Genomic DNA, 23448 nt, shown 5'->3' on the forward strand with positions numbered 1-23448 from the left:
CGCTACACGTCGGCCCTCGAAACGAGGGTATGGTGTATTCAACGTCCGAGATGGACGCGGTATCCGCTTGTGCCGTACCCGATACCGCTTGACCGAAGCGTCCGAATACCGAGCAACCGCCCACGGTTGGAACGTAGACGGACACGGGTCGTGCCATCGACCGTACTCTGCCGACGAGGGCGGAGTGCAACCACGAACGGGGCGTGTTTTAGTGTGCTGTCGCCCCCTCGTGTGCGCGGTCGTTGCCGACCGTCTCCAGTGACGGGTAGGGGTACTGTGAGGACGGCGGACGAACCTCAACCACGTACTCCCCACCGGTTTTGCCGGTGGTGGGCGTGGAACCGTCCGTATCAGCGGGAAGCGACCCCGTGTCTTCCGATTGAGAGTTTACGCGAGTTGTCTTACCGCACGGTAAGACGCCGGGCGACTTGATAATGTCGGTTGTTGAGAGGTTGTCGAATTCATCCCCGCGCTAAAGCACGGGGCTTTCTCCTTGACTTTCCGTAACCGGCGGCCGCCGTTCGCGCTACGTTCAGAGTTCGTAGCGCTCGCCGTCGACTGCGAGGGGCGCTTCGAACGCCTCTTCGGCGGGGTAGTAGTGGGCGAGGTGGACCAGCCGCGTTCGCGTCGCGCCCAGTTCGTCGGCCAGCGCGAGCGCGCCCTCTCGAGTCATGTGTTTCGAGCCGAACGTCCGGGGGACGCCCGCCTCGTCCTCGTGACGGCCGCCCGCCGGGTGGGAGGCACAGAGGCTCGCGGGGACGATGGCGTCGGCCAGCAGGAGGTCCGGGTCGGCGAGGGCCGCCCGCGAGCGTTCGGGCACGGCGTAGCTCGTATCGCCCGTCACCGAGAGCTTCGCACCCGTCTCCGGGTCGACGATCGCGAGACCGTAACACAGCAGCGGCGGGTGGTCGACGGGGACGAGCGTCACGTCGAACCCGCAGATCCGGACGGACTCGAGCGGCGTGACGGGCGTGACGGTGACCGCGTCGAGGTAGTGGTAGTCGTTCGCGACGGTCTCGGCGACGCTCTCGCCGGTGACGGGGTCGGTCTCGTCGGCGGCGTAGACGGTGAGGTCGCGGAGCACGCGGAAGACGTTCCCCAGCCCATCCAGGTGGTCGAAGTGGACGTGGGTGATGATCGCCGCGTCGGGCAGGGCGACGCCGTCACGCAGAAACTGGTAGCGAAAGTCGGGACTCGCGTCGATCAGCAGCGACTCGCCCGTCCGCTCGTTCTCGACGTGGACGGAGAAGCGGGTCCGCTCGAGACCGCGTTCGCGCGCCAACAGACACGTCTCACAGTCACAGCCAACCGTCGGCGTCCCCGTCGTGTCACCCGTCCCGAGTAGCGTGACCCGCATCGTCTCGAGCATGGGGGGACGGGACGATAGGTCCTCCGCTCGAGTGTCGTGGGTGGGAGATGGCTGTCGGCACGAACCTGACGACCGTTCGTCTCGACGCACCCGTACCATGGCCACGCCTAAGTACAGGCGACGCGTTTCTCCATGTACTGCCCAATCTCATGTCTTCATCAGACGAACGCGTCGTGCAAACGACGCTCGAGCAACCCGAGTACGAACGCTTCAGACGCATCGCCGACGAGGAGGGGCTGTCACTCAAAGATGCCCTCCGTCTGGCCGCTCGGCGCTACGTCACCGAGAGAGAGCGCGTCGACGCCGACGACCCGTTGTTTTCGGCTCTCGACGACCTCGAGGACGACACCGGCGAACCGACGAGCGCAACCGAGATGGACGAGGACCTCTACGGCCGACGCGACGAATGACCGACCTCGAGACGTTCTCCCCCGCTTCGCCCGGGACGACGGCACTCTTCGTCGACTCGAGCGCCCTCTTCGCGGCATTTCACACCCGGGACGAGTGCCACGAGAGCGTCCGCTCGTTCCTCGACGGCATCCGCGACGGCAGGCTGCCCTACCGACGACTCTACACGAACGACTACGTACTCGACGAGACGGTTACCAGACTTCGCTACCGTGTCAGCCACGACCGGGCCGTCACGGCGCTCGAGACGGTCCACTCGAGTGCGGTATTTCGCTTCGAACTCGTCGACGAGGAGGTATACGAGGCGGGGCGCTCGATCTTCGAAACGTACGACGATCAACAGCTGTCGTTGACGGACGCGACGATCGTCGCCCACATGGACCGACTCGGTCTCGACCACGTGCTCACCTACGACAGCGACTTCCGTGCGTTCGAGTGTACCGTGCTCCCGCACACGCGGTGATAGTTGATATAGGTCTCGCCCGCTCGGGCACCCACCGGCTTCGTCCCGGCTCACAGATCAGTGTTCGTGACTGTGATCGTGGGCGTGACCGTCGTCGTGACTGTGATCGTGGGCGTGACCGTCCGCACCCGCCTCCTCGCCGCCGTCGCTCGCTTTCCCCGTACTGCCGCCGGCGACGAGCGCCTCGTGGTCGCCGTCGATCATATCCATGTTCTTCAGGTTGTCACGCTCTTCGAAGTCTTCGACGGCGGCGACCAGGTCGGCCTGGGTGAGCGTCGTCCGGTTCTCGGTGAGCGCCTCGAGCACCGCCTCTCGCATGACCATGCGGAGGTCGCTGCCGGTCAGTCCCTCGGTCGTCTCGGCGATGGCTTCGGGGTCGAACTCGTCGATGTCCATCGCGTAGGTGATGACCCGGAGGATGTCGGCGCGCATGCCGGAGTCGGGCTTGGGGAAGTTGACGATCTCGTCGAAGCGCCGCCAGGCCGCCGCATCGAGCTGGTCTGGGTGGTTCGTCGCGCCGATCAGGAGGACGTCGTCTTCGATGAGCGAGACGTCGTCGATGCTCTTGAGCAGGGTGTTGACCGCGCGTTTGAGCGCGGCGTGTTCGTCGCTCCGGCGGGTCTTGGCGACGAAGTCGAACTCGTCGATGAAGAGGATACACGGCGAGAGCCGTTTGGCCACCTCGAAGGTTTTGTCGACGTTCTTCGCCGTCTCACCGAGGTACTGGGAGGTGATCATCGAGAGTTTGACCTCGACGAACGGGAGGTCCATGTCGTGGGCGAGCGCCCGCGCGACGGAGGTCTTCCCGGTCCCCGGCGGGCCGACGAACAGGAGTTTGCCGATCTCGCGTAAGCCGATCGAGGCGAGGTAGTCGCGGTGTTCGATCGCCTTCGCGATCTTCTCGATCTCGGCCTCCTGGTTCGCCGTCAACACCAGGTCGTCGAGGGTGATCTCGACGTCTTCGGGCGCGCGAACGTCGACCAGGTCGAGCATCTCCTGGTCGTCTTCGTCGTCACCGAAGTACTCCGCCAGCAGGCCGTCGATCCAGACCCGGTCGGCCTGAATCGGCCGGTTTCGCTCGAGCGCCGTCTCGTAGTCGACGCGCTCGCCGACGTCCTCGCGCCCCTCGAAGTGGGCGGCGAGCGTCGGGTTCTCGAGGAAGCGCTCGTCGTCGGCGCGCTCTGCGTACCAGCGCTCGGCGAGGTCGCGCTGGGTGAGGGTGAGGGTACTCGAGAAGTCGTCGCGGTCGGTGAACATCAGGTCGGAGACGGCCCCCCAGGGGTCGGCGACGCCGGTCGCCTCGCGGGCGAGCTGTTCGGTCGCCGCCAGCGGGCGTTCGATCCCGCTCCTGTGCTGGCCGTTCTCGGCCGCGTCCGTGCCGTTCGTCCAGTACACCCGCCGGATCTGTGGCGGGAGATCGTTCTCGTCACGTGCTCTGTCGCTCGAATAGACGCTCGTCGTGAGCAGAAACTCGACGACGTCGAGCGCCGAAGTACTCATTCTCCGGAACTACTCACCACACGGTCTTAACGCCGTCGTCCGACGGGTGCCGTGGCCGGTGGTGACACACCGCCACGACGCGGACCCGGTTCGACCGCGAGCGACGACGGCTCGAGACCGGATACCGGCGCAACCATTTTCGTCTACCGGGTTCGACTCGTGGGCATGAACGTGCTGTTGGGCATCGAAGGCAGCGACGAGTCGGTGCGGGCGCTCGAGGCGACGCTCGAGCGGACGCTCGAGGCGGATGACGAACTCACGGTCGCCGTCGTCGAGAAGTCGACGGCCGAGCGCTCGGTGGCCGAAACCCGGGCGCTCGCGACCGACCGACTCGAGACGGCGGGAATCGACGCGACCGTCACGACGCTCGAAGGTGATCCTGGAAGTGCGCTGGTCGACTTCGCCGAGCGAGAGTCGTTCGACATGGTCGTCATCGGCGGCGGGACCCAGAGTCCGATGGGGAAGATCAGACTCGGCCCGATCACGGAGTTCGTCCTGTTGAACGCCCCCGCGACGGTCAAACTGGTTCGGTAACCATGGTTCGCAGACGCACGCGAGTGTACCCAGACGACCCGTCCGGGCCGTTTCCCGCACCGCCCGCGACGATCACTGACCGGGAGGGACGGCCGATCGAGATCAGGCCGCTCGCCGACGGTGACCGCGAACCGCTCGTCGACCTCTACGTCCGCTTCGACCCGGTCGACCGCGCGCAGGGAATTCCGCCGACCGGCGAGGAGCGTATCCGCACCTGGCTCGAGCCGATTCTCGCCGACGGGAAGAACGTCGTGGCGTGTCACGACGGCGCGGTCGTCGGCCACGCGACGCTCGTCCCCGACGTCGAGGACCCGGCCGCCGTCGACGATCCGCGCGAGGTCGCCTGGGAACTCGCCATCTTCGTCCTCCAGGCCTACCAGCGCGCGGGTATCGGGACCCGACTGCTCGAGCACCTCCTCGGCCACGCGGGCGAGCAGGGGATCGACCGCGTCTGGCTGACCGTCGAGCGCTGGAACGCCCCCGCAATCGCGCTCTACGAACGCGTCGGCTTCGAGGTCTGCGGTGCCGAGAGCTTCGAACAGGAGATGTCGATCAGACTCGAGTGATCAGACCGAGAGGACGGGCTGGCTCGCGTAGGAGAGGACGTACTCGGCGGCCTTCTCGAGCACTTCTGCGGGCCGTTCGATCATCGACTCGCGTGGAACGACGATGAAGTCCGCGCCGACGGCGTCGGCGGTGTCGAGGACGACGCTGCCCGGGTGTCTGGTCTTTCGCGTCGGCGAGAAGCCGTGGGTCATCGAGGTCGACATCGGGACGCCGTAGGCGTCGCCGACCGCCTCGGTGTCTTCGAGAAAGTGCGTCGCGTTCTCGGCGATGGTCGCTTCGTCGACGGTGCCCGCGTCCATGCCGACGACGAGTCCCCGGCCGAGGACGAACACGACGTGTACGCTCCCGCCGTAGCGGTCGGCGACGGCGACCGCGTACTCGACCGCTCGAGCGGACTCTTCACTCCCGTCGACGGGGACCAGAACGGTCTCGACGGCGACGGGTTCTGGGTCGGTCCTGTGCTCGTCCATAGCGGAGGATGGGTTGCCAATGGTGAAAAATCACCCGTGTGCGCTGTGGACATCACCCACGGGGCGGCCGTCTACACGTTCCGTGAAGTCTATGCGGGCGTGCGCCGAACTCGAGGTATGTTCGATACGATCGTCGTCGCGACGGATGGATCGACGAGCGTCACGCGGGCGATCGACGTCGCCCTCGACCTCGCCGCCAGGTTCGACGCCGACGTCCACGCGCTCTCGGTGGTCGACGAGCGCGAAGTCGATGCCTCGCCCGAGGAGTTGCGCGACGACCTCGAGCAGGCGCTCGAGCGCCACGCCGAGTCTGCACTGGCGACGGTCGACGACCGCGCCGGATCGGGGGTCACGACGGCCGTTCACACGGGCCGCCCCGCCGAGGTGATCTGTGACTACGCGCGCGATCACGACGCCGACCTGCTCGTCACCGGCACGCGCGGCCGCCACGGTGAGAACCGCCTCCTCCTCGGGAGCGTCGCCGAACGGGTCGTCAGAACCGCACCGATCCCGGTACTGACGGTCCGCCAACTCGAGACGCCTGCCGACGACGAGACCGCCGTCGCCGACGCCTGAGCGCGGCAGAACGGGAGTCCACTGACAAGTCCCGACCCTTGAGGTCGGGGGTATTGACCGGCCGTCTCTGTGTGGCCGGTTTCAACCACCGGCGACCGGCGGGTACTTCTCACTCGACCACACAGATGCGAGCATGTACGAGGACCTCGTCTCCGCCGACCTCTCGATCGCTCGCAAGTCCGTCCTCCCCGGCACCGGCTTCTTCCTCCCTGACGACCGCGACGACGACGCCGCAGACGAGCGCGCGAAGGCCGAACTCGAGGGCGCAGAAGCCGCCGTCGTCGCCGACCCCGACGCCGACGGTCTCGCCTGCGTCGCCCTGATCCGCGAGACCTACGACGACGTCCGGGTGGTGCCCGACGCCAGCGCCGTCGACTCCGACGCCGAGGACGCGAGCGAGGACGAGCCCTCTCCCCACCGCGTCGTCCTCCTCCCCGCGGCACCCCACGAGATCGAAGACGGTCTCGAGCGCGTCGCCGACTACGCCCCAGAGGGGATCGACCTCTTCGTCTGTGACCTCGCACCCGACCGCTTCGGCTACGTCGCGAGCGAACTCGCGGCCGCGAGCGAGGTCGCCTCGAGCGTCCGCTGGTTCGACCACCACCAGTGGGACGAGGACGTCGCCCACTCGGTCCGCTCGGCGGGCGTCGACCTCGTCGTCGGCGACAGCGACGAGGAGTGTACCGCAGACGTCGTCTACCGGTCGCTCGAGACCGAGTTCGATCCGCTCTACGAGGAACTCGCGGCGGTGACGCGCGACCACGACCTCTGGCTGCGCGAGGACCCCCGCAGCGACGACTTAGCGGACTTCGCCTACTGGTCTGCTCCGGCGGTCTACGTTGAGACGGTCCGCGAGTACGGTGCGGACCTCCCCGAGTGGGCGGAGGCGTACCTCACCGAGCGGCGCGTCGAGAAGGAGGCGCTGATCGAGCAGGCGCTCGGCCGGACCGAGATGCGCGAGATCGGCGGCTACACCGTCGGCATCACCTACGGCCGCTGTTCGCAGAACGAGGTCGCCGAAGCGATGCGCGAGCAGGGTGCCGACGCCTCGGTGATCGTCAAACCCGCCGGCAGCGCCTCGATTCGCGGCACCGACGCCTTCCAGCGCTGTCACGAGGTCGCTGGCCGTCTCGGCGGCGGCGGCCACCCGAAGGCCGCGGGCTGTAAGCCGGACGTCCTCCACGACGTGCTCGACTACGCCTACCACTGGACGACCCGCGGCGCGGTCACGAGACAGGTTATTCTCGAGGCGTTCGCCGCGGTGTGCGAGGAGCACGAGGATTCAGCAGAGACCGCCTGAAGCCGCTGCGATGGACGCGCACCAAAGACCGAAGTAGCGTCGACGCCATCGTCAACGCGAGATGGGTACCGCAGACGAACAGATCAGGGTGAGTACTACGGTGAAACGTACGCTGGAGAAACGGATGCGTGAGGGAGAGAGCTACAACGATGTACTCGAGCGCGTCCTTGGCGAGAAGGCCGCTGGCGACTTCGACGATGGGTTTGGTCGCTGGTCCGATGCGGACGCCCACCGCGTCCGCACTGCCCGTCAGAACGCGAAAGCGGCCCGGAAGGATCGGATGCGACGGCGGACCGAGACCGCTTCATAAAAGTCCTCGCGCTCGAACGTTGGTGGTGTTTAGTTTAGCTCGATCCGCCGGTCCGTTGGCCGCGAACGCCCAGAAAGCCCCACCCAGCGGCGGTTGGTCGGCTGGTTTTCGCCTAACCAAACACGACCCGAACGTTCGATCACCTCGCGTCCGGACACAGGTGCTTCTACTACCGTCGCGTTCCGGCGTCGGTCACCGCCGACTGAGCACGCGCATCACGAGCTGGAGGACGTGGACGAACACGCCAGCGACGGCGATGTAGACGCCGACCGTCTGGAGCGCCACGTTCTCGACGCGCCGGTCGCGCACGCGCCAGATCTCCCAGCCGAGACGGAACAGGAAGCCGAGGAAGATGCAGACGAACCCCACTACCAGGAGTTGGCCGAGGACGAACGTCCCGATACCGATGGCGACGAGGCCGGCGACGAACGCGACGGTCGCGTAGCGGTTCCACGACTCGAACGTACTCGAGCGCGCGTAGACGTAGGTCGCGACCACCGCCGTCATCAGCGTGACGACGACGGCGGTGACCGCGAGAATAGTGAGCCGCTCGGCTGGCGGGGCGAACGAGATGACGCCTGCGCCGAAGGTTCCGAACGCGACCAGCAGGACGACCACGCCGAGGAAGGCGACACCGGTGTCCCCGCCCTCGAGTCCGCGCTCGGCGAGGAGGTGGCCGCCGGTGATCGCCGCGCCGTAGACGAGGACGCCGACGATGGGGGCGGCGAAGAGGTAGTCGTTGACGACGGCCAGCGGCGTCGCCACGAAGACGGACATGAGCGCGACGGTGAGCGCCATCAGCGCGCTCGCACCGCCGATGACCGTCCACTCGCGACTCGAGAGTGGCCACCCGCGTTCGGTCTCGGACTGGGTCTCGAACGACATCGACCGTCTCTACACGGGGTGTGCGTAAAAGCCTGGGTTAGCCCGGCGTCCGCCCGCGAGTGGCCCGCCGGTGTTCACTCGGCGGACTCGAGCGTCCACCGGTCCGAGTAGGCGAGACCGCACGAACAGCGCGCGTAGGCGTGGAGCACGTCGCCTTCGGCGTAGAGACCGCCGACCTCCTCGTTCTGGGCTTCGGCGAAGGCGAAGACGAACTGCGTCTCGTGGTCGCTCGCCTCGCCTCCGTCGCCCGCCGCTTCGGGACAGGTGCCGTCGGTGAGGTCGCGCTCGATCAGTCCCTCGACGCCCATCGCCTCGCCCGCGAACGTCATCGCGTCGGTGCCCGTCGCCGCGCGGAAGGCGTTCCGGCCGCGCTCGCCGTCGACGACGATGAGGACGCCATCCGCGACGTCCTCGCCGAAGCGCTCGAGGCGGTCGTCGGAGACGTAGCTGTCGGCGAGGTAGAGGGCGACGTCGTCGAGGCGGTCACCGGCGAGGAACTCCTCGCGTGCGCTCGTCATGGCTCGAGGTTGCGACTCGAGGGCCAAAAAGGACGCGACACACGGCCGTGGTTCGGACCGCTCACGCGCAAGCGGTGAGTGGTTCGATCAGGATGTCCAGTACTCGAGCGATGCCGCCCGAACACACCCTTTCTCAGGCCGTCTCGGAGGTGTAGGCGTCGTCGGGTGTGTGTTCCTCGAACCAGGTGGTGATTTCTGCATCGGGATTCCAGTACCGTTCGTAGAGGTCGATCGAATTGTACCAGCCGTTGGCACGGCGGAACCCTGGGCCACCGATTCGAAGTTGTTTGGGTGGCGCAATCCCTGCCAGAAGGTAGCAATCTCGAGCCTGGCAGACGAGGTTGTTCACGAGTCGCACGTGGAAGTCACTGATCGACGGCTCGTCGTAGGCGTAGAGTTCGAGACGTGCGTCGGGGTCGCGCTCGAGCGCTGGCTGGTCTCCCTCGATGATCGTCGCCTCCCCAGATGGGCCGTACTGCACATACACGCCCGAGACGGCGTCGATGAGCAGCCCGTCTCGCAGGCTGGGTAACGAGTCGGGGTCTCGGCCGCTCGCCTCGGCGACGATGTCGCGAAACTCGGGGAGGAACTCCGCGCCGTCCGGGCGTTCACCGCCGACGTTCACCGTCGCGCCGATGAGGGTCATCAGCTTCGGCTGGGCGAGGATCTCCGCCGCTGCGGCGTCGAGCCCACCCTCACCGAGTCCGAGGTAGATGTCTTTCATGTAGACGGCTTCTTTCGAATCGGTGTCTTCGGGGAGGGCGACGACGCTCTCTACGTCCTCGTGAACGCTGCGCAACTGCTGGTGGAGGTCGCCAAAGTAGCGTTCGACGGCGTCAGCCGTCAGTGGCGCAACCGCGACCACTGCTGCGAGGATACGGTCCGGGTTCCACCGTGGCTCGAGGGTGTCGTACCCACGCTTGCGGTAGACCCAGTACTTGGCGAAGCGACGGACCTGGGCGACGTGTTCGTTCTCTTCCTCTGTGCGCTCGGTGGGTTCGTCAGCGTAGCCGTCTTGCTCGTGGTAGTACACCTCTCCTCCACGCTTTCGCATCTCGACTTTGTGCGTGACACCATTATTGTCGATAACGTGGAGTCCGACGCTACGGTCGTTTTCACCAGTGATGTTTGCCTCCATACTATGTCAGACCCTCTGATCCATCAGCGCCGGTTGTTCCCGTATCTGGTGAGTCGATCTCGCTTGTCACAACATTCACGATGTCGTTCGTGAGTTCGAGTTTAATCTGTGAGAGCCAGCGGTCCGGAATGGTGGCACTCTCGAGTTGGTCCTGAAACGAGGGTTGGAGCTGTTCGGAGGCGTTGTTGTAGCCTTCTGTGACGGCTTTGACACCGGGGAGTTCGGTGACGAGACTGGTGACCCGGCCCAGGTCTTTCTTCCCGCCCTCGTAGGCGGCTTCGAACCAGTCGACCTGGTCGCGGTTCTCGTAGACGTCGGCGGCTTCGGAGGCCTTCTCCTCGACGTCGCCTTTGACGTAGGGGGCGAACATGGGGAGCATCTGCATCATCTGGGGAGCCATTCCGAGCAGCGGTACCAGCGAATCCATACCCAGCCGCTGGATGTGAACCTCGGTCCCGAGTCGGTGAGCCACCACTGGCTCCTCACCCTCGAGCGCCTTCCTCGCTACCTCGTCGGCTTCGCGCTCGAGTTTTATCACCTGAACACGCCCCATCTCAGGATGTGTCAGAGGTATATGCGTCGCTGGGTGTGTGTTCGTCGAACCAGGTCGAGATCTCGACAGCTGGATCCCAGTACTGTTCGTATAGTGGATTTGCGTTATACAATCCGAGTGCCTCGCGAAATCCTGGTCCACCGATTCGAAGCTGTTTGGGCGGCGCGATCCCTGCCAGCAGGTAGCAATCTCGAGCCTGACAGACGAGGTGATTCACTACCCGGATGTGGAACTCAGAGAGCGACGGTGCATCGTAGGCGAAGTGTTCAACCCGTGCATCAGGGTCGCGCTCGAGCGGTGGCTGTTCTCCCTCGATGGTCGTCGCGTCGTCGATCGACCCGTACTGGACGCCGATCTTGGAGACGGCGTCAATGAGGAGTCCGTCTCGCAGACTCATCAGTGAGTCCGGATCTCGACCGCTCGCTTCGGCGACAATGTCGCGAAATTCGGGGAGGAATTCCGCGCCGTCCGGGCGTTCACCACCGACGTTCACCGTTGCACCAATGAGCGTCATTAGCTTCGGCTGGGAGAGGATCTTCGCTGCCGCGGCATCCAGTCCGCTCTCACCGAGACCGAGGTAGATGTCTTTCATGTAGACGGTTTCTTTGGGATCGACACCCTCTGGGAGGTCAACTGTTGGTGTAGCGTCTCCGTAGACGCTTCGATACTGCTGGTAGAGGTCGCCGAAGTAGTGCTCGAAGGAGTCGGTGGTCAGCGGAGCAACTGCGACGACGGCCGCGAGGATGCGGTCAGGATTGCGTCGTGGCTCGAGGGTATCGTAGCCGCGCTTGCGGTAGACCCAGTATCTGGCGAACCGTTGGGCTTGAGCAATATGTTCGTTCCCCTCTAAGGTACGCTCGGCTGGTTCGTCAGCGTAGCCGTCTTGGTTATGATAGGTAATCTCTCCATTTTTAAATAAAGAGATTTCGTGTAACACGCCGTTATTGTCGTGTACGTCTATCGCGACACCTTTGTCGTTTTCATCGATAATTGTCCCCTTCATTTTCAGTCGTTTCTGAGACCTGTTTCGTCCTCAGTCTCCCCGGTTGTTCCCGTATCTGGTGAGTCGATCTCGCTTGTCACAACATTCACGATGTCGTTCGTGAGTTCGAGTTTAATCTGTGAGAGCCAGCGGTCCGGAATGGTGGCACTCTCGAGTTGGTCCTGAAACGAGGGTTGGAGCTGTTCGGAGGCGTTGTTGTAGCCTTCTTTGATAGCTTTCATACCGGGGAGTTCGGTGCCCAGATTGATGGCTCGGCCGAGGTCCTTTTTCCCACCCTCGTAGATGGCTTTGAACCAGTCGACCTGGTCGCGGTTCTCGTAGACCTGAGCGGCTTCGGAGGCCTTCTCCTCGACATCGCCTTTGACGTAGGGGGCGAACATGGGGAGCATCTGCATCATCTGTGGGGCCATCCCGAGCAGCGGCACCAGTGAATCCATGCTCAGCCGCTGGATGTGAACCTCGGTCCCGAGTCGGTGAGCCACCACTGGCTCCTCGCCCTCGAGCGCCTTCCTCGCCACCTCGTCAGCTTCACGCTCGAGTTCGGGATCGGGGTCGATGACCAGCGAACTCCCCTCCTGGGGGAGCATACTAATCGCACCACCGGTCTGCTGTCTCACGTGAGCCAACTCGTGCGCCAAGAGGTACTTCCCCTCCGCACTCTCTGGGTCGTACTCGCCGCGGTTGAACACCACGTGGTTGCCGGTGGTGAACGCCCGCGCCTCGAGCGCACTCGCGGCCTTCGCAGCCTCCGGCCCAGTGTGAAGCTGCACATCACTGAAGGAGTCGCCCATCCGCGCTTCCATCTCGTCTCGGACAGCTCCCTCGAGCGGCGTTCCGTGCTGTCCTCCGATCACGGCTCTGGTCATTCGAGGGGGAAGTGCCCGTTGGGTGTGGTGGCTTCTTGCCAGTCGGTGATGGTGGCGTTGCGCTGGTGATACGGCTGGTACATCGAATCGAGTTTCTGATAGCGGATGTAGTACTCGTACGTTCCGAAACCCTGGACGCGCATCTCTTCCGGTGGCGCAATACCCATCCCAATGTAACAGTCACGTGCCTGGCACGCCAGGTTGTGTACCAGCGCATCCCGGAACGAGTCGAGCGAGTCGGGAACGAACGGCCGACACTCGAACCGGACCGTCGGATCGCGCTCGAGTGCTGGTTCGTCGTGTCTGACGACGTGTTCGGTTGCACTCCAGTCGAGCCAGCGGATGTGGACGCCAGAGACGGCCACTACCGCCCGGTCGGCGACGCTCGCGGGGTCCACGTCGGTCACAGAGTCGGTAACTGGCTGGAAGACACCATCGCGCCACTCGAACTGCTCGAACTCTTCGAGTGCCGTTCCGAGGTAGAGATCCTTCTGATAGAAGAGGTAATCGCGTTCCTCGACTGCCGCCGGAATCTCGACCGCTGGCGCTGTGTGGCCACCGTGGCTGCGCAACTGCTGGTAGTAATCCCCGAAGTACGCCTCGATGCGCTCGAGCGAGAGTTGCCCGACGACCAGCGCCGCCGCCGTCAGGTTGTCGGGATGCTCGAGTGCTGGGAGTGTGTCGTAGCCGCGTTCGCGGTAGACGTGGTAGCGAGCGAACCGGCGGGCCTGCTCAACGTGTTCGTTTTCCTCGTCGGTACGCTTGGCCGGATCGTCTGAGTAACCAGACTGATCATGGTACATAATTTCTCCGCCAAACTCTATTTCTATCCAATGTTCCACCTCGTTGTTATCATCGACGTAGAGTCCAACCCGTTCGTCATTTTCACCAGTGATATTACCATCCATAATACTCACCTGCCAAGCTCACTAGCCTGTGAACTGCCTGTTCCAGTCTCAGCTCCACCAAGCTCGAGTCGGTCGAGGACTGCTCCGGCGATAGCGTCGGTCCAGGAGGGTGGTGGCGGGTGTTCATCGAGGTCGTTGATCAGTTGCCTGGTACCGCCGAGTTGACTGTGTAACTCTTCAGACATGGCGTTTGCCTCGGCGATGCCGGGAATGCGTTGCTGTGCGAACTGCATGACACCTGCTTTCAGGACCGACGAGACGCTCACCTCGGGAATGTCCTCCTCGTCTGCATCGGTGATACCCCCACCAAACACGAACTCACGTCGGCCAATATCTGAGGTGCGCTGGATGGCCACATCCATCCCCAAGCGGTGGGCGACTACCGGGTCAGCCGCCTCACCCTCGAGCGCTCGTTTGGCCACTTCGTCGGCCTCGTGCTCGAGCGCCGGATCGGGATCGATCACGAGCGAACTCCCTTCCTGCGGAAGCATACTGACCTGGCCACCGGTCTGCTGGCGGACGTGAGCTAACTCGTGCGCGAGCAGATATTTCCCCTCCGCGCTCTCCGGGTCGTACTCCCCGCGGTTGAACACCACGTGATTGCCGGTCGTGAACGCCCGTGCCTCGAGCGCACTCGCTGCTTTCGCAGCCTCCGGCCCCGTGTGCAGCTGTACGTCAGAAAACGAGTCCCCCATCCGCGCTTCCATCTCCTCGCGGACGGCTCCCTCGAGCGGCTTTCCTGGTTGGGAGATCACCCGCCGCACCACCTCTGGTGTGGCTGTCTCACCTACCAGATCACTCTCCGCCTGCGCCTGGACCGAACGCATCGCACTCGGCGTATCGAGTTCGACACCCGCTTTCCAGGAGCTACGCACTCGAGCATCACGGACCTGTTCGCCTGTCGGCGTGTTACAGCCGCGCGGGAGTTCACCCCGTTCGCCCAACTCCTGGACGTCCGCGAGACCACGCCTCAGGATCATCTGATCGAGGATGGCCGCGTGCTCGGGTGAGGGCTGTCGCACGCTCGAGAGATGGTGGTGGGGGCGCGCTCCGCGCGCGGCCTGGGCCTGCACTCGAGCGCGCCGTGTTCGTTCGTTTCGCTCGCTGTCGTCGTTCGACCGGTCCCGTCGGTCCCGGTCGTAACTCATCCATCCCACCTCGGCTGTTGCTGCATTGGTAATTGTCAGACCGTTACTGTTCGATCCTATTAGGTGTTAGTATTCGGACACTCGAGCGGGCACACTCCTTGACTCGAGTCCAGCGACGCCGCTCATCACCGACATCCATTTCCAGAAATTATATGTATCTCTCCGTGAAACTCTCGTCTGGAAGCTGCGCCCGCCAGACACTGGTTGGGGCACGCTCAGAACGTGCCCCGGGTGTCACACCACCCGAGGCGTGGCTTCCAACCCGCGAGGGTTAAGCAGCCATGACTCAGTACCAACTACGCAACCTTAAAAGGTGCGCATACACGCTGTACAGCCCGCGAAACGCCCGTTTTCGGAGTGCCAACGCTCGTACTCGAGTGCCCCACACGGGGAGGTGCCGATGAGCGAGGAGTACGGCCGGTGGGGTGGCGAGGGGTGGAACCCGCCGCGCTGTCCGCACTGTGAGAGTGTCGTCGTGGGGGTGACCGCGACGGGTCCGTACACCATCGTCGCCTCCTGTGGCTGTTATCTCACCCAGGAGGAGGCGCGGGCGTTGCGCGGCTAGCTCGCTCGAGCGGTCGCCGCCGTCTGGCCAGTCACGGGTGTTCTGTCGTCGTCCGTGCGGCCGGTCGGCTCGCACGTTGTGACCGCAAAAGAGCGGGCGACGGCGCGACGCTATCGTGGAGCGTCGAGGTCGCACGTCGCCAGCATGACCTCGAGCGCCTGTGCGGGCGTGAGGTCGTCGTCGAGCTGGTTCGCGTACCAGCTCAGTAGTTCGACGAACACCTCGCGGACGTCGTGAGACGTCACGGTGAGGTGTGCGAGTTCGCCGTCGGTCTTCAGCGTTACGTCGATACCGTGCGGGTCGGGAACAGACTCGAGTGCGACTGCGCCCGCGTGTCGCGGGGCCGCTCCCGCGTGTGAGCGCTCGCCGCCGACGTCGGGTTCGGACGCACCGATCGCTGCGGACGATTCGTCCGTCGCAGGTACATCCCCGACAGCAGCGATGGCCGTCGTGAATCCGTCGTCGAGACTCGAGTGCCCGCGGTCGGGCGTGCCCTCGAGCGTGTCTGTCTCCGAACGGTCCGGTCGGATGACGTAGCGGTTCTCGCCCAGACGGTCGACACGCTCGTCGTCGAGGCGCAACTCGTCGGGGCTGAGGACACCATCTTCGTCGGTGTTGACCGGTTCGGAACTCATATCACGGTGGTTATGTGAGGCGGTTCAGATCGTTGCTGGCCGATTAGACCAGGACGACCGAGCGGTCACCGAAGGTGTTCGGCACGCTCACACCGTAGGTGAACTGCGCACCGGACTGGTCGACGAGCAGGACCGTCACGGACGAGCCTGCCTCGAGACCGTTCCCGTTGTCTTCGATCTGACTGACGTCGAGCGTGAGTTTCACGCGCTCTTCAGTGTAGATCAGCGAGGTGTCGTCCTCGTTTCGGTCCTCACCAGCGACCTTTTCGGTGGTGAAGTTCGATGCGTCTGCGTCGTCACCGTGGACGAGTGTCGTATCTTGATGGTCACTCGTGTACTGGATCGTCATCGAGGAGAGGTCGATCTCCTCAGATCCTGCGGACTTCTTCACCGTCAGGTTCAGCACGTCCACGTAGCGGTCACCGTTCTCTGGCGTCACGTTACCGACCGCGTGGACGACTTCGATCTGGTTCGCGACAGCCTGTTGCGTGTCGGATCCGGTGTTGGTCGCCTGGGTCTGTAACAGCCCTGCTGTGTTGATCAGTACGCCCGCCGCGACCGCCGCGACGAGGATCATTGCGATGAAGATGATCAGGGTACCGATACCGACCTGACCACGTTCCTCTTCGTCTGTTATTTTCTCGAACATTGTGCGTACACCCTGCGTGCTCCCGTTCGCCAGTGCCGCTCTCGAGCGACTCGAGACGCCGCGTCTCTCCGACACACCGCGGATGGGCGCACGCCGTCGCGCCCCCGAGGGCCGGTCCCCGGGACGGTAGCGACAGTGCGTGCGGTGTTCCCATCGAGCGTCGGGTGGCGAGCCGGTAGCATCACAGATTCTGGGGATGCACCCCGACAGACCCATTGTCCAGTCGTACTATCAACGTCCGCATCATTTCAGCCGGCGTTTCGACACTCGACTCACGGCTCGATACGCCGTCCGAATCGGCCGCCGAACTCGAGCGTACAGCTATACCGCCTGTCTGGGTATTGGGAGGGTAGATGATCGTGCGACGTACAGACGAAGACCGGGACGCCTCGCCCTCCGGCGTCCGACGAACCAGCGGGTCGTGACCGCGAATGAACCTCGGACTCGACAACATCCGTGAACTCCTCGAGCGCTTCCTGAGCAACACCGGCGGCCGCCGCGGCCGTGACCGCGAGCGTGCTCGTCAGGAGGCAGGGCCAGCGCAGGCTGGAGCCGCCGGCGTCGAGGCTGCTGGCGTCGCGGCTCCCGGAGCCGAGGGTGTCGACGGGGCGGCTGGCGGCGGGGCGTCTGCCGAGCCGACCCAGCCGAGTTTCGAACGCGAAGAACGTCCCGACCCGGAGGATCTCGACGACGACGAGGTCGTCGACGACCTGTACTACCGTATCGAGTCGCTCGAGGACGAACTCGAGAACAACGGTGCACAGCTCGGTTCGATCCAGGACTCCCAGCAGCACGTCTCCGAGAAGATCGAAGACGTCGACGACACGATCCGACAGCTGCTCGGCGTCTACGACCGGCTGACCGACGACGTCAACCCGTTCACCGGCGACGGCGAGACCGAGAACGGCTTCGGCATCTTCGGGGAGAACGACGAGGGCGAGGGCTTCGGTCTCGAGACCGACGACGCGGCTGAGACGGTGTCGTTCGCCGATCTGAAGGGTGCGATCGAGGACGCGGCCGAGGACGCCGATGCGGCCGACGGCGACACCGTCGAGTTCGACGAGGATGACACGCACGTGGAGGTACAGGCGACCGAGCGTATCGAGACCGAAGACGACGCAGACGAAGACGACGGCGACGTCACCTTACACCGTCTCTCGGGTACGTACGCGAGTGACGTGATCGTCTTCGAGTGGCTCACGGAACTCGTCGCGACGGCCGGGCCGGCGGCGACGTTGCGGGCGATCTCCTACTACGACGAGATCGGCTGGATCGACCCCGAGGTGCGCACGCACTTAGAGTCCGTCCTGAGCGGTCCGGACCTCGACATTCACGTCGATCCGACGACGACGCCCGAGGAGCTGACCGCCGAAGATCACGCCGAGAGTTACACGTACATCATGAAGTTGAACGAGATTCACGCGACCAGACAGGAAGTCGAGTCGTGAGCCAGTGTGTGAGGGTGACCGTGAGAGAGAGACCGAGGTGATCAGGGATGGGATTCAGTACGAGTGGTGCAGCGGCGATCCTCTTCATCGGCTTGCTGCTAGCCGTCGGTATCGCCTACCCGACGCTCGAGGCGGCCCACGACCGGCGTGCGACGGCGATCGACGACCGCGACCAGCGTGCGCTCGACGTCAGGAACACGGCGATAGCGGTCGACGCGGCCGTCTACGATGCGGACGCCGAGACGCTCACGCTCGACGTCACGAATACGGGGTCGACGACGCTCTCGGTACCCGAGACCGACCTGCTGATCGACGGCGTCTACCGGACGGGCTACGAGACCGCCGTGAGTGGCGACGCGACGCGGACGCTGTGGCAGTCCGGCGAGACGCTCTCGATGACGGTCCAGCTCGAGCCGAACGCCGACCCCGAGCGGGCGAAAGTCGTCACGCAACACGGCGTCGCCGCGACGATAACCGACGTGGAGGTGAGCTAGGATGGCCGCCGATTCCATCTCGAGTCTGATCCTGTTCATCGCGGCGATGCTGATCGCCGCGGGTGTCGCGGGGACGCTGGTCACCAACGTCAACCAGATCAGTAACTCGGTCGACACCTACAGCACCGACGTCAGAGATCAGATCGACACGGATATCGAGATCATCAGCGACGCCGGGAGCGGGACCGTCTACGACGGCAACGGGACCGTCACGCTCTACGTGAAAAACACGGGCGACCGGACGCTCGAGAACGACACGGCCCGCCTCGACGTCCTGGTCGACGGCCAGTACATTCCGCGTAGCGACCTCGACCTCTCGGTGCTCGAGGGCGGTTCCTGGCGCTCGGGGACGGTCGCCCAGCTCGAGATCGCGACGGAACTCGAGGCGGGTGAACACCGGATCGTCGTCGGCGTCGACGGCGACAGCGAGGCGTTCGAATTCTACACACCATGACGGACCACTACTCAATCGGGCTGACCGACAGTGATCGCGTGGACAACGCCATCGGGGGCGGGCTTCCCGAGGGAAGCCTCGTCCTCGTCGAGGGCGAAGACGGCGCGGGAAAGAGCGTCATCTGTCAGCGCTTCTCCTACGGCATGGCCGCCGAGGGGACCTACGTCACCTACATCTCGACGGAGCTCGAGTCCTGGGAGTTCGTCCAGCAGATGCACTCGCTCTCCTACGACGTCGTCGACCACCTGCTGGGTGAGCAGATGCTGTTTCTGTACGCGAACATCGACACCCACGACGAGGGGCGAAAACGCGAGCTGCTCTCGCGGTTCGTCGGGGCGCAGACGCTCTGGCGGGCGGACGTGATCTACGTCGATAGCCTGAGCGGCTTGCTCAGGAACGATCCGCGCTTCGAGGCGGTGAGCGATTCGGGCGAGGAAGACCACGTCATCCAGCGCCTCGTCTCGTTCCTGCGCCGGGTGACCGCCCAGAACAAGACGGTCGTGATGACGGTCGACCCGACGAGCGTCGACGAGGACGCCCTGCGCCCGCTGCGTAACGTCGCCGACGTCTACTTCCAGATCGACACGAACACGGTCGGCCAGGAGATCAGACGGACGATCCGCGTCCGGCGGTTCCAGAACATGAAAGAGCCGGTCGACGACTCGATCAGCTTCAACGTCCAGCAGGGGCGTGGCCTCTCGATCGTGAGCAGAACGGTGGCCTGAGATGGCGGACTTTGGCACCTCCCGACTCTCGAACGAACTCGACGGTCTCGCCCGCGAGTATCCACACCTCCGCGAGCACTTGACGGAGTTCTACGCCGAGTACTCGGAGTATCCGACGCTGATCGACGAACCCTCCGGCGAGTGGGAGTCCCACCGCCCGAACGTCATCTACGAGGCGGAGGAACCGATCTTCTGTCACGTCTACGGTGACGTCGGTATCGACACCACCTACTACTGCGTCGAACCGGTGCTCGAGGACGAGGACAAATCGCTCTACAACCAGATCCGCCAGCGCATCCTCGACCTGAGCGTCACCCGTCCGGCACCCAGCGACGAGGGCGAGTTCGAAGCGCACCTGGACGCGCTGCTCGAGGAGGTCGTCGAGGTCACCGGCGGCATCGCGGGCCAGTCGATCGGCCGGGTACGCTCACTCGGCGGCGGGAAGATCTCGGTGACGCCGGACCGGTTCAACCGGCTGCGCTACCAGCTACAGCGCGACATCGTCGGTCTCGGACCGCTCGAGCCGGTGATGACCGACACGGCGAACGAGGACATTCACGTGATCGGGCCCCACCAGTGTTACATCGACCACGGCACCTACGGGATGGTCGAGGCGACGGTCGACTTCGGCTCGCCCGAGGAGTTCGAACAGTGGCTGCGAAACATGGGTGAGCGGATGAACCACCCGATCAGCGACTCCGATCCGATCATCGACGCGACGCTGCCGGATGGCTCGCGTATCAACATCATCTACTCCGACGACGTCTCGATTCAGGGACCCTCGCTGACGATCCGTCAGGGCGAGGAGATTCCGCTCTCGATCTTCCAGATCACCAACTGGGGGACGCTCTCCCCGGAACTCGCGGCCTATCTCTGGCTCTGTCTCGAGAACGAGCAGACGGTGTTCGTCGTCGGGGAGACGGCGTCCGGGAAGACGACGACGCTGAACGCGATGCTCTCGTTTATCCCGCAGGATTCGAAGATCTACACCGCAGAGGACACCGCCGAGGTGTTGCCCCCGCACAACACCTGGCAGCAGCTGTTGACGCGTGAGGGCTCGGCCGACGGCGACGCCGACGTGGACATGTTCGACCTGGTCGCGGCCGCGTTGCGTTCGCGTCCCGACTACATCATCGTCGGTGAGGTTCGTGGGGCGGAGGGGCAGATGGCGTTCCAGGCCGCCCAGACGGGTCACCCGGTGATCCTCACCTTCCACGCGAGCAACATCGTCAGTATGATCCAGCGATTCACGGGGAACCCGATCAACGTCCCCGAGACGTTCATGGACAACTGTGACGTGGCGCTCTTCCAGAACCGTGTCAAACAGGGTGATAAGATCCTCCGACGCGTGACGAGTGTCCAGGAGATCGAAGGCTACTCCGACTACGAGGGCGGGGTCGTCACTCGCGAGGCGTTCCGCTGGGATCCGCGTGACGACGAGACGGTCTTCACCGGCCGGAACAACTCCTACGTGCTCGAAGAACAGATCGCGACCTTACTCGGCTACCAGGACACCCGCGGAATCTACGACGAACTCGACAAGCGCGCCGAGATTATCCGACAGCTGATCGACGCCGACATCCTGGGCTACCACGAGGTGAACAAGGCGATCGCCGACTTCCAGCGTGACGGTCTCCAGGGGCTGCCGATCCAGGTCCGGGGTCTCAACCAGTTCGCCTAACGATGTCGACAGAAACCCAACCCGACGTGAGCCCCCGGTCGGCGCTCGCCTCGCTCAACGCCGCCTACGAGACGATGGAGATGCCGATCTCGCAGTATCTCCTGATCGCCGTCATCCCCTCGTTCGTCTTCTTCGTCCTCTCCGTCGCGGCGACCGTCTACTTCGGGTTGGCGCTGTCGATCGCTGCGCCGCTCGTCTTACTCGGCCTGTTCGCCGTCTTCGTCGCCGTCATCTACCCGAAGTCCGCACAGGACAGAAAGCGCAAGCAGATCCGCCAGCGCTTTCACCTCTTTCTGACCCACATCACCGTCCTCTCGATGACGAACATCAACCGCGTCGAGATCTTTCGGACGCTCGCCGAGGAAGACGAGTACGAGGCGCTCGCCGAGGAGATGGGCCACCTCGTCGGTCTCGTCGACACCTGGAACGTGAGCTTAGACGACGCCTGCCGGATGCGAGCCAAACAGTCGACCAGTCCACTCCTGACCGACTTCCTCGAACGGCTGGCGTACACCGTCGGCGGCGGCCAGCAGATCAGCGAGTTCCTGATGGACGAACAGGACAGCATCATCCAGCAGTTCACCACGCGCTACGAGGCCGACCTCGCGAAACTCGACGTGATGAAAGAACTCTACATGTCGATGATGCTCTCGACGGCGTTCATCCTCGTCTTCGCCATCGTCATCCCCATCATCATCGGCATCAACCCGACGCTGCTCATCGGCGGCACCATCGTCATGTTCGCGTTCGTCCAGGTCATCTTCATCTACGCCGTCCACGTCGTCGCCCCGTACGACCCCATCTGGTACATCCAGGAGACCGCCGGTGAGGGCCCGCTCACGCGCATCCCGCGCGCACTCGCTCTCGGCTTCGGCTCGAGCGTCCTCCTCGGTGTCGCCGTCCTCGTCGTCCTCCTCGGCTTCACGCCGCTCGCCCCGGATCGGATTCCGCTGGCGGTGCTGGCGGCGATTCCGGTCACACCGCTTCTGTATCCGGGCTGGAAGATGCGGACCGAGGAGAACAAGGTCAGAGACCGCGACAGCGAGTTCCCGAGCTTTATTCGCGCCCTCGGTGCGGTCGAGAGCGTCAAGCAGGTGTCGACCGGGACCGTCCTCTCGAGTCTGCGAAAGAAGGACTTCGGGTCGCTGACGGAGAACGTCGACGCGCTGTACAAACGGCTGAACATGCGGATCGACGACGTTCGCTCCTGGCGCCTGTTCGCCGCCGAGACCGGCTCCTACCTCATCCAGAAGTTCGGCGATATGTACGTCATCGGCCGCCAGATGGGTGGCGACCCGCGCCTGCTCGGGCAGGTCATCAGTAAGAACCAGAACGAGGTGCTGAAAGTACGCGAGAAGCGGGTGCAGGCGACGACGACGCTCACCGGCGTCCTCTACGGCATCACCGCCGCGAGCGTCTTCTCCTTTTTCGTCGGTCTCGAGATCGTCGAGGTCATGATGGACGTCACAGACGAGATGGACCTAGACCAGCAGGTCGTCGGCGATCTATTGAGCACCGCAGGCTACAACATCGTCGCGATCGAGTACCTGCTGATCATCACCATCCTGCTCAACGCGATGTTCTCGGCGCTCATCATCAAGATTTCAGACCGTGGCCACCTCGTCGCCGCGCTCGTCCACTTCGTCCTGATGGTGTGGATGGGCGCGTTGATCGCCGTCTCCACCCAGTACGTCGTCTCCTCGCTGGTCAGCGTCTGAGACGACTCGCCGCCCGACTCACGACTCGAAATGACACGAGTATTAAAGCACTCTGGCACGCTTCTCATCCCTAGACCGCGTGTTCTACTATGCCAATGGAGAAACCCTACCTCGACTCACTCGAGCAATCGGCCGGACGAACCGACGCGACGATCCAGTGGGCGCGTTTTCTCGGCGAGACCTTCGGGACGACTGGCGCGCTCAACTGCCTGCGCTACTACGAGGATCTGAACTGGATCAGCCCGCTCGTACGGAAACAGATGGTCTCGTACCTCCGTGGACTCTCCCTGCGTGAGGTCCACAACAAACGCTACGACGAACCGACCACCCTCGAGTACCCGCTCGAGTCGCTCAGCGGCACGCTGTTCGGTGCCCACGCCCAGAGCCTCCAGTACATCGCCAAGATCAGAGACGACGACCTCGAAGAGCACGTGATGATCGCTCGGATGGCAGAGCGCCGTGTCGAACGCCAACTCGACGATGACGACGAAGACGACCGGCCCAGCGAGATGGTGAGTATTATTCGTGACAGTGCGTCTCAGACTCACTGACCGTTCATCCGG

Annotated in this window: 28 protein-coding genes; 15 read left to right on the top strand and 13 right to left on the bottom strand. The window is 64.1% G+C overall.

Features of this window, described 5'->3' with window-relative positions; translation table 11 throughout:
- Nucleotides 1-532 precede the first annotated feature (532 nt).
- Entirely contained in the window at nt 533-1357 is an 825-nt protein-coding gene (locus N0B15_RS04370) for an MBL fold metallo-hydrolase (protein WP_263018255.1), read from the bottom strand.
- Between the two features lie 161 nt (nt 1358-1518).
- Between N0B15_RS04370 and N0B15_RS04375 the strand changes: the two genes are divergently transcribed.
- The gene (locus tag N0B15_RS04375; protein ID WP_263018256.1) at nt 1519-1779 is read left to right on the top strand and encodes a hypothetical protein; all 261 of its coding nucleotides are present in this window, start codon (nt 1519-1521) and stop codon (nt 1777-1779) included.
- Entirely contained in the window at nt 1776-2240 is a 465-nt protein-coding gene (locus N0B15_RS04380) for a type II toxin-antitoxin system VapC family toxin (RefSeq protein WP_263018257.1), read from the top strand. The genes N0B15_RS04375 and N0B15_RS04380 overlap by 4 nt, the downstream gene beginning before the upstream one ends.
- A 57-nt stretch (nt 2241-2297) precedes the next feature.
- On the opposite strand, the gene N0B15_RS04385 is transcribed toward N0B15_RS04380, so the two are convergent.
- The gene (locus tag N0B15_RS04385) at nt 2298-3740 is read right to left on the bottom strand and encodes an ATP-binding protein (RefSeq protein WP_263018258.1); all 1443 of its coding nucleotides are present in this window, start codon (nt 3738-3740) and stop codon (nt 2298-2300) included.
- A gap of 165 nt (nt 3741-3905) precedes the next feature.
- Between N0B15_RS04385 and N0B15_RS04390 the strand changes: the two genes are divergently transcribed.
- Together N0B15_RS04390 and N0B15_RS04395 are read left to right on the top strand one after the other, a co-directional pair.
- Nucleotides 3906-4274, top strand: coding sequence for a universal stress protein (locus tag N0B15_RS04390; RefSeq protein ID WP_263018259.1), 369 nt, complete (start codon nt 3906-3908; stop codon nt 4272-4274).
- A 2-nt stretch (nt 4275-4276) separates the two neighbouring features.
- Nucleotides 4277-4840 carry a GNAT family N-acetyltransferase gene (locus N0B15_RS04395; protein ID WP_263018260.1) on the top strand — a complete coding sequence of 188 codons (564 nt, stop codon included), beginning with the start codon at nt 4277-4279 and terminating at the stop codon, nt 4838-4840.
- Here the strand turns inward: N0B15_RS04395 and N0B15_RS04400 are convergent, their stop codons facing one another.
- Nucleotides 4841-5311 carry a universal stress protein gene (locus N0B15_RS04400; RefSeq protein WP_263018261.1) on the bottom strand — a complete coding sequence of 157 codons (471 nt, stop codon included), beginning with the start codon at nt 5309-5311 and terminating at the stop codon, nt 4841-4843.
- A 117-nt stretch (nt 5312-5428) separates the two neighbouring features.
- Between N0B15_RS04400 and N0B15_RS04405 the strand changes: the two genes are divergently transcribed.
- The 3 genes from N0B15_RS04405 (at nt 5429) to N0B15_RS04415 (ending at nt 7497) form a co-directional block, all read left to right on the top strand.
- On the top strand, nt 5429-5887 hold the full coding sequence (locus N0B15_RS04405) for a universal stress protein (protein WP_263018262.1): 459 nt from the start codon (nt 5429-5431) through the stop codon (nt 5885-5887).
- A gap of 133 nt (nt 5888-6020) precedes the next feature.
- Nucleotides 6021-7187 carry a DHH family phosphoesterase gene (locus N0B15_RS04410; RefSeq protein WP_263018264.1) on the top strand — a complete coding sequence of 389 codons (1167 nt, stop codon included), beginning with the start codon at nt 6021-6023 and terminating at the stop codon, nt 7185-7187.
- A 61-nt stretch (nt 7188-7248) separates the two neighbouring features.
- Entirely contained in the window at nt 7249-7497 is a 249-nt protein-coding gene (locus N0B15_RS04415; RefSeq protein ID WP_263018266.1) for an antitoxin VapB family protein, read from the top strand.
- A 192-nt stretch (nt 7498-7689) separates the two neighbouring features.
- Here N0B15_RS04415 and N0B15_RS04420 read toward each other — a convergent pair whose 3' ends face one another.
- The 8 genes from N0B15_RS04420 to N0B15_RS04455 form a co-directional block, all read right to left on the bottom strand.
- Nucleotides 7690-8382 (bottom strand): hypothetical protein, encoded by a 693-nt coding sequence (locus tag N0B15_RS04420; protein ID WP_263018267.1) that lies wholly within the window; start codon nt 8380-8382, stop codon nt 7690-7692.
- 74 nt (nt 8383-8456) lie between these two features.
- Entirely contained in the window at nt 8457-8900 is a 444-nt protein-coding gene (locus N0B15_RS04425) for a DUF5807 family protein (protein WP_263018268.1), read from the bottom strand.
- Between the two features lie 133 nt (nt 8901-9033).
- Complete coding sequence (locus N0B15_RS04430) at nt 9034-10038, bottom strand: DUF7958 family protein (protein ID WP_460691609.1); 1005 nt, start codon at nt 10036-10038, stop codon at nt 9034-9036.
- Between the two features lies 1 nt (nt 10039).
- On the bottom strand, nt 10040-10591 hold the full coding sequence (locus N0B15_RS18235) for a hypothetical protein (protein WP_317618587.1): 552 nt from the start codon (nt 10589-10591) through the stop codon (nt 10040-10042).
- A 1-nt stretch (nt 10592) separates the two neighbouring features.
- The gene (locus N0B15_RS04440; RefSeq protein WP_263018270.1) at nt 10593-11594 is read right to left on the bottom strand and encodes a DUF7958 family protein; all 1002 of its coding nucleotides are present in this window, start codon (nt 11592-11594) and stop codon (nt 10593-10595) included.
- Nucleotides 11595-11596: 2 nt separating this feature from the next.
- Nucleotides 11597-12448 (bottom strand): eCIS core domain-containing protein, encoded by an 852-nt coding sequence (locus tag N0B15_RS18295; RefSeq protein WP_425494208.1) that lies wholly within the window; start codon nt 12446-12448, stop codon nt 11597-11599.
- 8 nt (nt 12449-12456) lie between these two features.
- The gene (locus tag N0B15_RS04450) at nt 12457-13368 is read right to left on the bottom strand and encodes a DUF7958 family protein (RefSeq protein ID WP_464502955.1); all 912 of its coding nucleotides are present in this window, start codon (nt 13366-13368) and stop codon (nt 12457-12459) included.
- Nucleotides 13369-13373: 5 nt separating this feature from the next.
- Nucleotides 13374-14516 carry an eCIS core domain-containing protein gene (locus N0B15_RS04455; RefSeq protein ID WP_263018273.1) on the bottom strand — a complete coding sequence of 381 codons (1143 nt, stop codon included), beginning with the start codon at nt 14514-14516 and terminating at the stop codon, nt 13374-13376.
- A gap of 400 nt (nt 14517-14916) precedes the next feature.
- Between N0B15_RS04455 and N0B15_RS04460 the strand changes: the two genes are divergently transcribed.
- On the top strand, nt 14917-15081 hold the full coding sequence (locus tag N0B15_RS04460; RefSeq protein WP_263018274.1) for a hypothetical protein: 165 nt from the start codon (nt 14917-14919) through the stop codon (nt 15079-15081).
- A 110-nt stretch (nt 15082-15191) separates the two neighbouring features.
- On the opposite strand, the gene N0B15_RS04465 is transcribed toward N0B15_RS04460, so the two are convergent.
- Together N0B15_RS04465 and N0B15_RS04470 are read right to left on the bottom strand one after the other, a co-directional pair.
- Entirely contained in the window at nt 15192-15716 is a 525-nt protein-coding gene (locus N0B15_RS04465; RefSeq protein ID WP_263018275.1) for a DUF7500 family protein, read from the bottom strand.
- 43 nt (nt 15717-15759) lie between these two features.
- Nucleotides 15760-16365, bottom strand: a complete 606-nt coding sequence (locus tag N0B15_RS04470; RefSeq protein WP_263018276.1) for an archaellin/type IV pilin N-terminal domain-containing protein — start codon at nt 16363-16365, stop codon at nt 15760-15762.
- 431 nt (nt 16366-16796) lie between these two features.
- Between N0B15_RS04470 and N0B15_RS04475 the strand changes: the two genes are divergently transcribed.
- The 7 genes from N0B15_RS04475 to N0B15_RS04505 all read left to right on the top strand — a co-directional run bounded on the left by N0B15_RS04475 (nt 16797) and on the right by N0B15_RS04505 (nt 23436).
- Nucleotides 16797-17813, top strand: a complete 1017-nt coding sequence (locus tag N0B15_RS04475; protein WP_263018277.1) for a FlaD/FlaE family flagellar protein — start codon at nt 16797-16799, stop codon at nt 17811-17813.
- Between the two features lie 47 nt (nt 17814-17860).
- On the top strand, nt 17861-18307 hold the full coding sequence (arlF, locus tag N0B15_RS04480) for an archaellum stator protein ArlF (RefSeq protein ID WP_263018278.1): 447 nt from the start codon (nt 17861-17863) through the stop codon (nt 18305-18307).
- A gap of 1 nt (nt 18308) precedes the next feature.
- Nucleotides 18309-18761, top strand: coding sequence for an archaellum stator protein ArlG (arlG, locus tag N0B15_RS04485; RefSeq protein ID WP_263018279.1), 453 nt, complete (start codon nt 18309-18311; stop codon nt 18759-18761).
- Nucleotides 18758-19486: an archaellum protein ArlH gene (gene arlH / locus N0B15_RS04490; protein ID WP_263018281.1), complete on the top strand. Its 729-nt coding sequence runs from the start codon at nt 18758-18760 to the stop codon at nt 19484-19486. The genes arlG and arlH overlap by 4 nt, the downstream gene beginning before the upstream one ends.
- A 1-nt stretch (nt 19487) precedes the next feature.
- Complete coding sequence (locus N0B15_RS04495) at nt 19488-21167, top strand: type II/IV secretion system ATPase subunit (protein WP_263018283.1); 1680 nt, start codon at nt 19488-19490, stop codon at nt 21165-21167.
- Between the two features lie 2 nt (nt 21168-21169).
- Nucleotides 21170-22885 carry an archaellar assembly protein FlaJ gene (gene flaJ, locus N0B15_RS04500; RefSeq protein ID WP_263018284.1) on the top strand — a complete coding sequence of 572 codons (1716 nt, stop codon included), beginning with the start codon at nt 21170-21172 and terminating at the stop codon, nt 22883-22885.
- Nucleotides 22886-22974: 89 nt separating this feature from the next.
- Nucleotides 22975-23436 carry a FlaD/FlaE family flagellar protein gene (locus tag N0B15_RS04505; RefSeq protein ID WP_263018285.1) on the top strand — a complete coding sequence of 154 codons (462 nt, stop codon included), beginning with the start codon at nt 22975-22977 and terminating at the stop codon, nt 23434-23436.
- Nucleotides 23437-23448 lie beyond the last annotated feature (12 nt).

The organism is Natronobiforma cellulositropha (genome assembly GCF_025629245.1).
Classification (GTDB): Archaea; Halobacteriota; Halobacteria; order Halobacteriales; family Natrialbaceae; genus Natronobiforma; species Natronobiforma cellulositropha.

Excerpts from the sequence above, each read along its gene's own strand:
- N0B15_RS04370 (WP_263018255.1), bottom strand. The coding sequence starts at position 1,357 with ATGCGGGTCACGCTACTCGGGACGGGTGACACGACGGGGACGCCGACG.
- N0B15_RS04375 (WP_263018256.1), top strand. The coding sequence starts at position 1,519 with ATGTCTTCATCAGACGAACGCGTCGTGCAAACGACGCTCGAGCAACCC.
- N0B15_RS04380 (WP_263018257.1), top strand. The coding sequence starts at position 1,776 with ATGACCGACCTCGAGACGTTCTCCCCCGCTTCGCCCGGGACGACGGCA.
- N0B15_RS04385 (WP_263018258.1), bottom strand. The coding sequence starts at position 3,740 with ATGAGTACTTCGGCGCTCGACGTCGTCGAGTTTCTGCTCACGACGAGC.
- N0B15_RS04390 (WP_263018259.1), top strand. The coding sequence starts at position 3,906 with ATGAACGTGCTGTTGGGCATCGAAGGCAGCGACGAGTCGGTGCGGGCG.
- N0B15_RS04395 (WP_263018260.1), top strand. The coding sequence starts at position 4,277 with ATGGTTCGCAGACGCACGCGAGTGTACCCAGACGACCCGTCCGGGCCG.
- N0B15_RS04400 (WP_263018261.1), bottom strand. The coding sequence starts at position 5,311 with ATGGACGAGCACAGGACCGACCCAGAACCCGTCGCCGTCGAGACCGTT.
- N0B15_RS04405 (WP_263018262.1), top strand. The coding sequence starts at position 5,429 with ATGTTCGATACGATCGTCGTCGCGACGGATGGATCGACGAGCGTCACG.
- N0B15_RS04410 (WP_263018264.1), top strand. The coding sequence starts at position 6,021 with ATGTACGAGGACCTCGTCTCCGCCGACCTCTCGATCGCTCGCAAGTCC.
- N0B15_RS04415 (WP_263018266.1), top strand. The coding sequence starts at position 7,249 with ATGGGTACCGCAGACGAACAGATCAGGGTGAGTACTACGGTGAAACGT.
- N0B15_RS04420 (WP_263018267.1), bottom strand. The coding sequence starts at position 8,382 with ATGTCGTTCGAGACCCAGTCCGAGACCGAACGCGGGTGGCCACTCTCG.
- N0B15_RS04425 (WP_263018268.1), bottom strand. The coding sequence starts at position 8,900 with ATGACGAGCGCACGCGAGGAGTTCCTCGCCGGTGACCGCCTCGACGAC.
- N0B15_RS04430 (WP_460691609.1), bottom strand. The coding sequence starts at position 10,038 with ATGGAGGCAAACATCACTGGTGAAAACGACCGTAGCGTCGGACTCCAC.
- N0B15_RS18235 (WP_317618587.1), bottom strand. The coding sequence starts at position 10,591 with ATGGGGCGTGTTCAGGTGATAAAACTCGAGCGCGAAGCCGACGAGGTA.
- N0B15_RS04440 (WP_263018270.1), bottom strand. The coding sequence starts at position 11,594 with ATGAAGGGGACAATTATCGATGAAAACGACAAAGGTGTCGCGATAGAC.
- N0B15_RS04450 (WP_464502955.1), bottom strand. The coding sequence starts at position 13,368 with ATGGATGGTAATATCACTGGTGAAAATGACGAACGGGTTGGACTCTAC.
- N0B15_RS04455 (WP_263018273.1), bottom strand. The coding sequence starts at position 14,516 with ATGAGTTACGACCGGGACCGACGGGACCGGTCGAACGACGACAGCGAG.
- N0B15_RS04460 (WP_263018274.1), top strand. The coding sequence starts at position 14,917 with ATGAGCGAGGAGTACGGCCGGTGGGGTGGCGAGGGGTGGAACCCGCCG.
- N0B15_RS04465 (WP_263018275.1), bottom strand. The coding sequence starts at position 15,716 with ATGAGTTCCGAACCGGTCAACACCGACGAAGATGGTGTCCTCAGCCCC.
- N0B15_RS04470 (WP_263018276.1), bottom strand. The coding sequence starts at position 16,365 with ATGTTCGAGAAAATAACAGACGAAGAGGAACGTGGTCAGGTCGGTATC.
- N0B15_RS04475 (WP_263018277.1), top strand. The coding sequence starts at position 16,797 with ATGAACCTCGGACTCGACAACATCCGTGAACTCCTCGAGCGCTTCCTG.
- arlF (WP_263018278.1), top strand. The coding sequence starts at position 17,861 with ATGGGATTCAGTACGAGTGGTGCAGCGGCGATCCTCTTCATCGGCTTG.
- arlG (WP_263018279.1), top strand. The coding sequence starts at position 18,309 with ATGGCCGCCGATTCCATCTCGAGTCTGATCCTGTTCATCGCGGCGATG.
- arlH (WP_263018281.1), top strand. The coding sequence starts at position 18,758 with ATGACGGACCACTACTCAATCGGGCTGACCGACAGTGATCGCGTGGAC.
- N0B15_RS04495 (WP_263018283.1), top strand. The coding sequence starts at position 19,488 with ATGGCGGACTTTGGCACCTCCCGACTCTCGAACGAACTCGACGGTCTC.
- flaJ (WP_263018284.1), top strand. The coding sequence starts at position 21,170 with ATGTCGACAGAAACCCAACCCGACGTGAGCCCCCGGTCGGCGCTCGCC.
- N0B15_RS04505 (WP_263018285.1), top strand. The coding sequence starts at position 22,975 with ATGCCAATGGAGAAACCCTACCTCGACTCACTCGAGCAATCGGCCGGA.